15 protein-coding genes are annotated in these 11162 nt (G+C 62.7%); 13 read left to right on the forward strand and 2 right to left on the reverse strand.

The features are described from left to right. Nucleotides 1-32: 32 nt before the first annotated feature. Entirely contained in the window at nt 33-626 is a 594-nt protein-coding gene (locus FHS69_RS10390) for a Pycsar system effector family protein (RefSeq protein WP_166777608.1), read from the forward strand. Here the strand turns inward: FHS69_RS10390 and FHS69_RS10395 are convergent. Next, the gene (locus tag FHS69_RS10395; protein ID WP_067499989.1) at nt 623-991 is read right to left on the reverse strand and encodes a response regulator; all 369 of its coding nucleotides are present in this window, start codon (nt 989-991) and stop codon (nt 623-625) included. The two genes, FHS69_RS10390 and FHS69_RS10395, sit on opposite strands and share 4 nt — an antisense overlap. Between FHS69_RS10395 and FHS69_RS10400 the strand changes: the two genes are divergently transcribed. The 5 genes from FHS69_RS10400 to FHS69_RS10420 are packed head-to-tail and all read left to right on the forward strand — an operon-like array spanning nt 960 to nt 4308. Continuing rightward, nucleotides 960-1328 carry a DUF3572 domain-containing protein gene (locus FHS69_RS10400; RefSeq protein ID WP_370301182.1) on the forward strand — a complete coding sequence of 123 codons (369 nt, stop codon included), beginning with the start codon at nt 960-962 and terminating at the stop codon, nt 1326-1328. The two genes, FHS69_RS10395 and FHS69_RS10400, sit on opposite strands and share 32 nt — an antisense overlap. Beyond that, nucleotides 1325-1966 carry an HAD family hydrolase gene (locus tag FHS69_RS10405; RefSeq protein ID WP_166777609.1) on the forward strand — a complete coding sequence of 214 codons (642 nt, stop codon included), beginning with the start codon at nt 1325-1327 and terminating at the stop codon, nt 1964-1966. Before FHS69_RS10400 ends, FHS69_RS10405 begins: the two co-directional genes overlap by 4 nt. After that, nucleotides 1963-2418, forward strand: coding sequence for a RidA family protein (locus FHS69_RS10410; protein WP_166777610.1), 456 nt, complete (start codon nt 1963-1965; stop codon nt 2416-2418). Before FHS69_RS10405 ends, FHS69_RS10410 begins: the two co-directional genes overlap by 4 nt. Then, nucleotides 2393-3163: a glycerophosphodiester phosphodiesterase family protein gene (locus tag FHS69_RS10415; RefSeq protein ID WP_166777611.1), complete on the forward strand. Its 771-nt coding sequence runs from the start codon at nt 2393-2395 to the stop codon at nt 3161-3163. Before FHS69_RS10410 ends, FHS69_RS10415 begins: the two co-directional genes overlap by 26 nt. Next, the gene (locus tag FHS69_RS10420; protein ID WP_166777612.1) at nt 3160-4308 is read left to right on the forward strand and encodes a GNAT family N-acetyltransferase; all 1149 of its coding nucleotides are present in this window, start codon (nt 3160-3162) and stop codon (nt 4306-4308) included. The genes FHS69_RS10415 and FHS69_RS10420 overlap by 4 nt, the downstream gene beginning before the upstream one ends. A 3-nt stretch (nt 4309-4311) precedes the next feature. On the opposite strand, the gene FHS69_RS10425 is transcribed toward FHS69_RS10420, so the two are convergent. Beyond that, on the reverse strand, nt 4312-4641 hold the full coding sequence (locus tag FHS69_RS10425; protein ID WP_067673779.1) for an SEL1-like repeat protein: 330 nt from the start codon (nt 4639-4641) through the stop codon (nt 4312-4314). A 275-nt stretch (nt 4642-4916) separates the two neighbouring features. On the opposite strand from FHS69_RS10425, the gene dksA reads away from it, so the two are divergent. From dksA to kynU, 7 genes are all read left to right on the forward strand, one after another. Then, entirely contained in the window at nt 4917-5372 is a 456-nt protein-coding gene (gene dksA, locus FHS69_RS10430) for an RNA polymerase-binding protein DksA (protein WP_067464830.1), read from the forward strand. Between the two features lie 92 nt (nt 5373-5464). Next, on the forward strand, nt 5465-5839 hold the full coding sequence (locus tag FHS69_RS10435; RefSeq protein ID WP_166777613.1) for a PilZ domain-containing protein: 375 nt from the start codon (nt 5465-5467) through the stop codon (nt 5837-5839). A 42-nt stretch (nt 5840-5881) separates the two neighbouring features. Further along, nucleotides 5882-7342, forward strand: coding sequence for an ABC transporter substrate-binding protein (locus tag FHS69_RS10440; RefSeq protein WP_166777614.1), 1461 nt, complete (start codon nt 5882-5884; stop codon nt 7340-7342). Between the two features lie 6 nt (nt 7343-7348). Then, complete coding sequence (locus FHS69_RS10445; protein WP_166777615.1) at nt 7349-7765, forward strand: DUF4112 domain-containing protein; 417 nt, start codon at nt 7349-7351, stop codon at nt 7763-7765. Between the two features lie 36 nt (nt 7766-7801). Continuing rightward, nucleotides 7802-8593 (forward strand): tryptophan 2,3-dioxygenase, encoded by a 792-nt coding sequence (locus tag FHS69_RS10450; RefSeq protein WP_166777616.1) that lies wholly within the window; start codon nt 7802-7804, stop codon nt 8591-8593. Then, nucleotides 8590-9240 (forward strand): arylformamidase, encoded by a 651-nt coding sequence (gene kynB / locus FHS69_RS10455; protein ID WP_166777617.1) that lies wholly within the window; start codon nt 8590-8592, stop codon nt 9238-9240. The genes FHS69_RS10450 and kynB overlap by 4 nt, the downstream gene beginning before the upstream one ends. Further along, complete coding sequence (gene kynU / locus FHS69_RS10460; protein WP_243844610.1) at nt 9233-10492, forward strand: kynureninase; 1260 nt, start codon at nt 9233-9235, stop codon at nt 10490-10492. The genes kynB and kynU overlap by 8 nt, the downstream gene beginning before the upstream one ends. The last annotated feature ends 670 nt before the right edge of the window (nt 10493-11162 follow it).

An 11162-nucleotide genomic window follows, 5' to 3' on the forward strand; every position in this document is an offset into this window, starting at 1 on the left:
GTCGCAATCGTCTGTTCGAACAGGGGAAAACGATGAGCGATTCTGCCACTCCGCAGGCCTTTGCCAATGCCGGTACCGCGGCGAACGATCCGGCGGCTGCGCCGGCCAAGCCGCCACGGCCTGCCACTACCTATTCCAACCACGCGATCCATCTGATGCGCACCGCGCAGATGAGCACGCTCAAGCTGTCGCAGATGGCCGACCAGAAAGCGTCGATCCTGCTTGGCGCGACCTTCCTCGTCTTCTCGCTATCGGTCAGCCGGGCACTCACCGGACAGATGCCAGTCTCGCTGATGATCTTGGCAAGCTTTTCCTTCGCCAGTTCGCTTTGCGCGGTGATGGCGGTGCTGCCCAAGGTCGGTCGGCCCGATGGCAAGGTGCAGAATCGCAACCTCATCTTTTTCGGCCATTACACATGGATGGACGAGGACGAATGGACGGAGGAGCTGCTTGCCCGGCTGGAAACCGACCGCACCGTCTTCGAGACGATGGCGCATGACATGTATCAGAACGGGCAGGTTCTGGCGGGCAAGAAGTACCGCTTTCTCGCGCTGGCCTACAAGGTGTTCATGATCGGCCTGTTCGTGACATTGGCCGTATTCGGTTTCGAAATGACGGTCGGCTAGGCTGGCAGCAGCGTGCGAACCGCGGTCATGAAGGGCCCGATCGAAACCGGCTTGGCCAGATAGTCGGCCGCCCCCGCATCACGAATGCGCTCTTCGTCACCCTTGCCGGCATAGGCGGTCACCGCGAGCACCGGGACCCCGTTCAGATCGTTATCCGCCTTGAGCTGCGCGATCAGGTCGATCCCGCTGACATTGGGCAGCTGGATATCCATGATCACCAGATCGGGGGCGAAGCGCTGCGCCGTGGCGAGCACGTTCTGTCCATCGGCCACCGGGACGACTTCGTAGCCGTTCGCCTTCAGCACGTCACAGAACAGCTTACGATTGAGGTCGTTGTCCTCGACAACGAGGATTCTCTTTGCCACTTGGCCGGAACTCCATGCGAATGCGCATGGGCCTTATGCAAAAGCGGGAGCGCTGACAATTATTCGCGAACCGAACGATGCCAATTCACGGCCGCCCGAGGTTCTGGCGCTTGAAGCGCTTGGCTGGGCGCTGGCGGACGACCGCCGTGCCGAGCGGTTGCTGTCGTTGACCGGATTGACGCCGGATCGCTTGAGGAACGGGCTTACAGATCGCGGCGTTCAGGCAGCAGTGCTCGAATTCCTTGCCAATCACGAACCCGACTTGGTGCTCGCTGCCGATGCGCTCGACACATCCCCCGAAACGCTTGTGGCTGCGGCCAGGGAGCTCGCTCGATGAGCCGACCATTGATCATCTCCGATTGTGACGAAGTCCTGCTTTATATGGTCTCGCCTTTCCGTGACTGGCTGTCAGAGACGCAGGGGGTTGAGTTCCGCATGGAAGGCAATGATTTCGCCACCGCGTTGCGCTGGCAGGAATCGGGCGAAATCCTTGCCCCCGAAGAAATATGGAAGAAGCTCGGGGGATTCTTCGACACCGAAATGCACCGCCAGACGCCGATCCCCGGCGCGATCGAAGGCATCGCTGCGCTGCGCGAGCATGCCGATGTGGTGATCCTGACCAACCTCGTCGACAAGCGGCAGGAGATGCGCAAGGCGCAATTGCTGGAGCACGGGCTCGACGCGCGCGTCTTTACCAATCAGGGGCCCAAGGGGCCGGCCTTGCAGGCAATCCTCGAAGAATATGCTCCGTCGAAGGCTATTTTCATCGACGACCTCGCGCAGCACCACCGCTCGGCACGCGAAACGCTGGGCGAGGCCGGTGCCAGCATCACGACACTCCATCTGTGCGGCGAACCGTTGCTCGCCCCGCATATCGATTGCGCGCATAGCTCGGGCCATGCCGATGCGCGTATCGACAGCTGGGACGAAGCGCTGCCGTGGTTGATGGGCGAGATCGAAAGGGAAACCGTATGAGCATTCACGACCGTCTGAACTCGCTGGGAATAACACTCCCGCATGCCGCCGCACCCGTAGCCAGCTACCAGCCGGTGGTAGTGGATGGGCACACGGCGTTCGTTTCGGGGCAATTGCCCTTTGTCGATGGGGAGCTGGTAACCGGCAAGCTGGGCGACGGGGTAAGCCTGGAACGGGGGCAGCAGGCGGCCCGTGCCTGCGGGCTCATGATCATGGCACAGCTCGAAGCGGCGGGCCTGATCGAACGCGTCGCGCATTTCGTCAAGCTGGGCGGCTTCGTCGCCTGCACGCCCGATTTTTACGACCAGCCCAAGGTCATCAACGGGGCCTCGGACCTCATGTACGAAGTGTTCGGCGATCCCGGCAAACATGCGCGCAGTGCAGTGGGTGTGCCCGCGCTCCCGCTCAATGCCGCGGTCGAGGTCGATGCGATCGTTGCTCTCAAGGCTTGATCGTATCCGGGTTCGCTCGCCCGACCCGACCCGGGTCGGGTGGCTGCGCGACTGGAGCTATGCCCATCGCGGGTTGCACGGTCCGGGCAGGATAGAAAATTCGCATAGCGCTTTCGCAGCAGCGCTCGAAGCGGGGCTGGGAATCGAGTGCGATATCCAGCGCAGCCGCGACGATTGTCCGATGGTGTTTCACGACTGGGACTTCACCAGGCTGATCGGGCGTCCCGACAAGACCGAAGCGCTCACTGCGCAAGAGTGGCGCACGCTGAGTTATCTCGAACACGAAGAGGCGCCGATCGCGCTTGGGGAACTGCTTGCCCAGGTGGCGGGTGCGGTCCCGCTCCTGATCGAAATCAAGTCGAAACGCGGATATGATGTCGAACCCAGCTGTCGCGGGGTGCGTGATGCCTTGAAGTCCTACGAAGGCAGCCATGCAGTGATGAGCTTCGACCCGCGCGTATCGCAATGGTTTCGGCGGCATTCGCCGCAGACACTGCAAGGTCTGGTCATGCGCGAGGACGAGAAGGGCTACACGCAGAAGCCTTGGCAGCGGCGCCTCGCATTGTGGATCGCGCAGCCCGAGTTCATCGCCTATCATATCGCCGCCTTGCCCAGTCCGTTTACAACGCGTCTGCGTGATCACGGCCTTCCGGTGCTGACCTGGACCGTCGATACGCCCGAACTGCTCGACCGTGCGCGCAGGCATGCGGATGCGCCGATTGTCGAAGCCGGCGGTGTTGGGTGAGCGGGGCTCCTACCTTCGACGGTCTGGTCGCACGCGTGGGCGGCTCGGTCGGCGCTTTCGATCGCGATCAGTGGAACGCGCTGGCCGGCGGGGGCAATCCTTTCGTCAGCCACGAATTCCTGACCGCGCTCGAGGATTCGGGGAGTGTCGGGCAGGGGACCGGCTGGCAGAGCGCCCCGGTGGTTATCAGCGCCGGGGATGGGCCGCTGCTTGCCGCGATGCCCGCCTATCTGAAGGGGCACAGCCAAGGCGAGTATGTTTTCGATCATGCCTGGGCCGATGCCTATGAGCGGGCCGGTGGCAGCTATTATCCCAAGCTGCAGATCGCCGCGCCCTTTACGCCCGCCACCGGCCCGCGGCTGTTGCTGGCCGATGAGGCGCTTGCAGCGCCGCTGCTGGGAGCGGCCGAGCAATTGTGCCTGCAGAACGGTTTCTCCTCCGCCCATGCCACCTTCATCGAACCGGAACAGCAGCGGCTGTTCGAGGAGGCGGGCTGGATGCTCCGCAGCGATATCCAGTTTCACTGGCATAACCGCGGTTTCGAAAGTTTCGATAACTATCTGGCCACGCTCGCTTCGCGCAAACGCAAGGCGCTACGCAAGGAACGCGCCGCCGCACAGGCCGAGGTCGAGATCCATCGATTGCGCGGCGCGGATATCGACAATGTTCACTGGGACGCGTTCTGGGGGTTCTATCAGGATACCGGCGCACGCAAGTGGGGTACACCCTACCTGACACGCGAAGCGTTCGATCTCCTCGGTGAGCGGATGGGTGACAAGATCCTGCTCGTGCTGGCACTGCAGGATGGCGTGCCGATCGCAGGGGCGCTCAATTTCATCGGTGGAGATGCGCTTTACGGGCGGTACTGGGGCTGCACGCGCGACATCCGCTTCCTGCATTTCGAGCTGTGCTATTATCAAGCGATCGATGCGGCGATCGAACTGGGCCTCGCGCGGGTCGAAGCTGGTGCGCAGGGCGGTCACAAACTCGCCCGCGGCTACGAACCGGTCGAGACGGTGTCGGCGCACTGGATGGCCGATCCGGGCTTCCGCAGCGCAGTGGCGGATTTCCTCGAGCGCGAGCGCGTCGGAGTGGCTTCGGATCGCAATTACCTGGCCGGGCGAACCCCGTTCAGGCAGGATTAGCGGTCAGGCCGCCTTGCGCCCGCTTTGGGCAAGCCATTCGCGTGCGCGGCGCTGCGCTTCGGCGATTTCGCGCGCGGTCATTTCTTCGGCAATGTCGCCGCGACACCATCCGGCTTCCTCGTGGCCCCGCGAGGCCGCGATGTTGAACCACTTGTGCGCCTCGATCAGGTCGCAGACCACGCCGTGGCTGCCGGTCGAGAAGGCCACTCCCAAAGTGTAGAGCGCCGCTTCGCTGCCGCCTTCGTATTCGGCGAGACATTCGGCGATGAGCGCTTCCGCCTCATTGCCTTGGATAATCTGGCCGCCGCTCCCTTCGATACTGGTAAGCTGCATTTCCATTCCCCTGTCGGACCGGTCCCCATGCCGGACGGGCAAGATTTGGAAATTCATGGTCAATATATAGTTAACGCGGCGCTTTTTCTTTGTTTGATATTCCAATTTCGAAGGGCTTCGTTGCTTTTCGTGTTGCGGATGGATTGGCGCTTGTGCCCATGCGGGCGCTTGCCTATAGGCACGCGCCGAGCGGGTCATTCGAAGCACCGGAAAAATCCGGGCGTGCAGGACGGCAGTGGTCCGACGATCAATTCGACCAGGTAAGAGGGTCCTCAATGGCCTCTGTGGCAGATGAGAAGAGTAAGCTGGCCGAAGCGCGTGCTGCGGTTGGCGACGACTACGTTCCTGACGATTCCGAAGAATATATGAACGAGAAGCAGCAGGATTATTTCCGGATGCTGTTGCTCGACTGGAAGAAGTCGATCCACGATGCCGCGGGGCAGACCCTGCAATCGCTGCAGGACGGACCGATCCGCGAACCCGATCTCAACGATCGCGCTTCGTCGGAAACCGACTGGGGCATCGAGCTCCGAACGCGCGACCGTCAACGCAAGCTCATCCTCAAGATCGATGCGGCGCTGCGCCGGATCGAGCAGGGCGAGTACGGCTGGTGCGAGGTCACCGGCGACCCGATCGGACTGAAGCGATTGATCGCGCGTCCCGTCGCGACGATGACAGTAGAGGCGCAGGAAGCCCACGAGCGCCGCGAGAAGATCTCGCGCGACGATTGAGCCTTGCGCTAACCGGTTATTTAGGTCTGCCGGCTATTGTGGTACGCGATCCATACCCGCTGCGAAACGAACCTAGGGAATCAACGAGCGCCATGTCTTCGGTTGAAACACGCAATGTTGCTCGCGACAGCCTGTTTCTGTTCGCCCAGTTGACATTCGAGGGGCGCACGGCCGCCGAACGGGTGAAAGTCCGCAATCTTTCCGCTGGTGGCATGATGGCCGAGACCGGAGGGGCGGAAGTTTCGCAAGGCGACCGACTGACGATCGAACTTCGTAACGTCGGGGCAGTGAAGGGCAGCGTCGCGTGGACGCAGGACGATCGTTTCGGGGTTGCATTCGACACCGAGATCGATCCCAAGATCGTTCGCGCACCGGTTGGGACCAAGACCGAGACCCCCGCCTATCTACGCAAGACTGCGCTCGCCTCCCCGACGCCCGCCGACGCGACGCGGATCCGCAAGCTGTAATTGCCCGCTGACGCGCGCCCTGCTGGCTGCTAACCGGCAGCCATGCGCGCTATCATCTCTGCACTGCTGTCCCTCTCGCTCGCTGCGTGCAGCGTGGGTCAGGACGACGGAATCGTGGACGTTGCATTCATTGCCCAGCCCGAAGATCTGGAAGCGAAGGGAGTCAGGCTCAGTCATGCGGGCCAGCATGTTCGCGCCGCGCTGTCGATGGGACTGGTCCGGCTCGATCCACGCGGAGAGGTCGTGCCTGGTGTGGCCGAACGCTGGATCGTTACCGACGGCGGCGCCAGCTACATCTTCCGGATCAACGAATTCGATCTCGCCGGCGGCAACAGGCTGACCGCACAGGCGGTACGCGATGCGTTGCAGCGGCGGGTGCGGCAGTTGCAGGGCACTTCCCTCGGCCTCGATCTTGCCAAGATCCGCGATATCCGCGCGATGACCGGTCGGGTCATCGAAATTCGGCTGACCAGCCCGATGCCCGACTTTCTCCAGCTTCTCGCGCAGCCGGAAATGGGTATCGAGTTCGGTGATCAGTCGGTGGGCCTGATGCTCGGACAGTCCATCGACTCGGGCCTGTTGCTCACCCCGCTCGCCCCCGAACTGCGCGGTCTGCCCGAACAGCCCGGCTGGAGCGAGATGGTCCGTTCGATCCGTGTCCGTGCAGCACCGGCCCAAGAGGCCGCCGATGGATTTGCCCAGGCCCGCTATGACTTGATCCTGGGAGGACGATTGGCCCATTTGCCGCTGGCGAGCACCGGGCCGTTGTCGCGTGGCAATGTACGGCTCGATGCCGCTCTCGGCTTGTTCGGCCTCGATGTTCGCCGCGCGGAAGGGTTTCTCGGTTCGGCCGCCAACCGCGAAGCTCTGTCGATGGCCATCGACCGGCAGGGTCTGATGCAACCGTTCAATATCGGGGGCTGGGTTGCTTCGACCCGGATCGTGCCTATCGCACTGTCGACGATGTTGGTCGCACCTACCGAGCGCTGGGCGGCTCTTTCGCTCGATCAGCGGCGCAGCGAAGCACGACAGCGGGTCTCGCGCTGGCGTTCCGAAAGCGGCGAGGAGCCCGAAGTGCGACTTTACCTTCCTCCCGGCCCGGGGTCGGACATGATGTTCGAAGGGCTGGCAGCCGATTTCGCTGCAATCGGGGTTTCGGCAACTCGCGCGGACAGATCTTCCGCGGCCGATCTCGCGCTGCGCGACCGGGTTGCGCGTTATGCCTCGCCGCGCTGGTTCCTCAACCAGTTCAATTGCGACGTCAGCGTGCGCCAATGCAGCGAAGATGCCGACTACCTTGTTTCGCTTGCGCTCGATGCGCGCGATGGCACCGAAGAGAGCTCCTATCTCTACGAAGCGGAGACCGCGCTTCTCGCTACCAATCTCTATATCCCGCTGGGCGCGCCGATACGCTGGTCGCTGGTGCGCGCCGATATCGACGCGTTCAGCGAAAACCCGTGGAACATCCATCCCTTGTTCCCCCTGTCGCGGGCCCCCATCTAGAACGGTATGGACAATCCCGACCGCCCGCGCCCGTTGGGGCTCGAACTGCCGACCGGCACCGATCCCGTTTCGATCCGAAAGCGGATCGAGGCGATGGAACATTTGCTCGAACGCAGCCTCGTGGTTCCGGGTACGCGCTTCCCGATCGGGCTTGATACGATCGTCGGTTTCGTCCCGGTGGTGGGGGACATCATCACTGCCGCGCTGGCGGGCTACATCGTGTGGGAAGCCAAGAACCTTGGCCTGCCGCGCTGGAAGCTGTGGCGCATGGTCGGCAATATCGCGATCGACAGCACCGTGGGCAGCGTGCCGCTGATCGGCGATGCCTTCGACGTGGTCTATCGATCGAACACCAAGAACCTGCGCATCGTAAAGAAGCACCTCGACAAGCACCACCCGCACACGCAGATGGTCGAGGGGTAGTTTCATCGGTGACCGATGCGCGCTAGGTCAGCGCGCATGGCATCCGACATCACCTATTCCAGCTATCTCGATCTCGACCGCATTCTGGCCGCGCAGCATCCCGCCTCGGACGCGCATGACGAAATGCTGTTCATCATCGTCCACCAGGCCAGCGAGCTATGGCTCAAGCTGTGCCTCCACGAATTGTCCGAAGCGCGCGAGTGTATCCGCGAGGATCGCTTGCGGCCTTCGTTCAAGATGCTGGCCCGGGTGGCGCGGGCGCAGGGGCAGCTGATCCAGAGCTGGGACGTGCTCAGCACAATGACCCCGCATGATTATTCGACCATCCGGCCGCATCTCGGCGGATCGAGCGGGTTCCAGAGCGCGCAGTACCGGATGATGGAATTCCTCCTCGGCGGGCGCAATCCGGACTTGATCACCATGCATGAGGCGACACCTGAGGTGGCCGATGGCCTGCGCGCCGAACTGACCCGTAAATCGATCTATGCCGAGGCGATTGCGCTGCTCGCGCGGCGCGGCTTCGCCATTCCCGAGGATATCCTTTCGCGCGACCACGGCAGTCCGTGGGAGCACGCGCCCGCGGTCGAGGCGGCATGGGCCGAGATTTACCGCGACCCGAAGGAATATTGGGACCTTTACGAACTGGCCGAGAAACTGGTCGATCTGGAATACCATTTCCAGCGCTGGCGCTTCGGCCATCTCAAAACGGTCGAGCGGATCATCGGCTTCAAGAAGGGCACCGGGGGCACCCCCGGCGTCCCTTATCTTGCCGGCGTGCTCAAGGCCGCCTTCTTCCCTGAACTTCTCAGTGTTAGGACAGCGATATGAGCAGCTGGGAAAGCAAGCGGCGGATCTGGGATATCTCGCAGACGCTGCGCCCCGGTCTGCCCGTCTGGCCGGGCGATACCGGTTTCGCCTTCGAGCGCACGTGGAAGATGGAAGACGGCTCGCCGGTCAATGTTGGACGAATGACCATGAGCACGCATTCGGGCACGCATGGCGATGCGCCGCTGCATTATTCGGCGACTGCGCCCGACATCGCGAGCGTCGCGCTCGACCCTTATATCGGCGAATGCCTGGTGGTGGACGCTACGGGTGTCGGAGGCGGCAGGATTTCCGTCGGCGATCTCCCGCATATCGACAGTGCCGACCGTGTGCTGTTCCGGACCTTCGAGCGCTTTCCGCATGACGAATGGGACAGCCGCTTCACCGCCATCGATGCCGAAGCGATCGAATGGCTGGCGCTGCAGGGCGTCAAACTGGTCGGGACCGATGCGCCCAGCGTCGATCCGCAGGACAGCAAGACGATGGATGCGCACAAGGCGGTGCTCGCGCACGACATGCGTATCCTCGAAGGGTTGGTGCTCGATGACGTGCCCGAGGGGCGGTACGAACTGATCGCACTGCCTCTGAAGATCGCGGGCGGCGATGCCGGCCTGTGCCGTGCGATCTTGCGGGATTTGACCAATGACTGAGCGCTTGTCGCTGCGCGCGCGGTCGCTGGACGATGCCGATCCGCTGGCGCCCTGGCGCGAGCGCTTCATCGTCCCCGACGGGGTCATCTATCTCGATGGCAATTCGCTGGGATGCCTGCCCAGGGCTACCCCGCAGCGGATGGAGCAAGTGGTACGCGCGGAATGGGGCGCTGGCCTCATCCGCAGCTGGAACAGCGCCGACTGGGTTGATCTGCCCGCTCGTCTCGGGGCGAAGATCGCGCCGCTGATCGGCGCACAACCGCATGAGGTCATCGCCTGCGATTCCACCAGTGTGAACCTGTTCAAGCTGATCGCCGCGGCACTCGACATGCAGCGGGGCCGGGGGAACGGTGCGCGCAAGGTGGTGCTCAGCGAGCCGGGCAACTTCCCGACCGATCTCTATATGATCGAAGGGCTCGAACGACAGCGCCTCGCGCAGCGGCGGCTTGCGTCACGTGATAGCCTCTTGTCCGCGCTGGACGATGATGTCGCTCTGCTCCTGCTGACGCATGCGCATTACAAGACCGGCGAGCTGTTCGACATGGGAGAGCTGACGCGCGCGGCGCATGAGGCAGGTGCCCTTGTCTTGTGGGACCTGTCGCATTCGGGCGGCGCGCTGCCGGTTGATCTCAACCACTGTGTTGCCGAGGGGGAGGGCGCCGATTTCGCGGTTGGCTGCGGCTACAAATACTTCAATGGCGGGCCGGGGGCGCCCGCCTATGCCTTCGTCGCCGAACGCCATCTCGCGGCGCTCCGGCAACCGCTAACCGGCTGGTTCGGTCATGCGGAGCCTTTCGCCTTCAGCGACGACTATATTGCGGCCCGAGGAATAGAGCAGCTGCAATGCGGGACGCCGCCGGTGCTTGGCCTTGCTGCGCTCGAGGTGGGCGTGGACCTGATCGCGGAAATGGGTGTGGCGCGGCTCTATGGGAAATCGCAGGCCCTGTCGGAATTCTTCCGCCAATGCCTCGGCGAGTGCGGGGTGGCGCTCGAATTGGTCAGCCCGTCCGATCCGCACCGGCGCGGGAGTCAGCTCTCCTACCGCCACGAATACGCCTACGCGATCTGCCAGGCGCTGATTGCACGCGGGGTGATCGGCGATTTCCGCGATCCCGACATTCTCCGGTTCGGTTTCGCTCCCGCCTATCTGCGCTTTGCCGACATCGCGCGGGCAGTCGGGCATCTCGCCGAAGTAATGCGAACGGGCGAATGGCGTCGCCCTGAGTTTCATCAGCGGGCCGCGGTTACCTGACAGGGGGCAGCACCGCGCACAGTCGAGGTAGCCCGAGCCGAGCCCATTCTGACCGAATCCCCCTGCCGGATTCGCGTTTTGGAAGCCTGATTCCCCGCCCACACCGGCCTTCCGGTATCGAGTTACCGTCGTGAGACCAGCTGCGGAGCCGCCGATGGGCCGTAAAAACCGCGGAATTCTGGGGGTTTGAAGCCCCGGCGCAATATTCTTGCAAAAAGGGCATTGACCGAATCTTGGGTGGGGCCTAGATGGCCCTCACCGACGCGGCGCTGACGGCTTCCACCGTTCGCTGCATTGGTCGCCAACATAATCGGATAGCCGGTCCCCCGGTGTGAAATCGGGGATACACTAGCTGTCCGCTATTAGTGTCTGGCGGTTCTTTGACATTGTTGGTTTTTGATGAAGGGACATGTGGGCGACGGCGCCTGGTCCGGGGATTTTAAGGCTCCGGATACCAGTAACCAAGCCGATTGCCACACCCGTTCAGGCTCCACAGTCTGATCGGCGTGATGCATGTTCATTCGTATCCATTACGTTTGACAGTGCAGGTATCGGCTCCTTGAAGCTCTTGCCAATTGGGTTTGCGGGGTTTTCCCCGTGCTTGGTTGGTGAGTGACACAAACTTGAGAGTTTGATCCTGGCTCAGAACGAACGCTGGCGGCATGCCTAA

Source organism: Qipengyuania flava, assembly GCF_011762005.1.
In the GTDB taxonomy this organism is placed as follows: domain Bacteria; phylum Pseudomonadota; class Alphaproteobacteria; order Sphingomonadales; family Sphingomonadaceae; genus Qipengyuania; species Qipengyuania flava.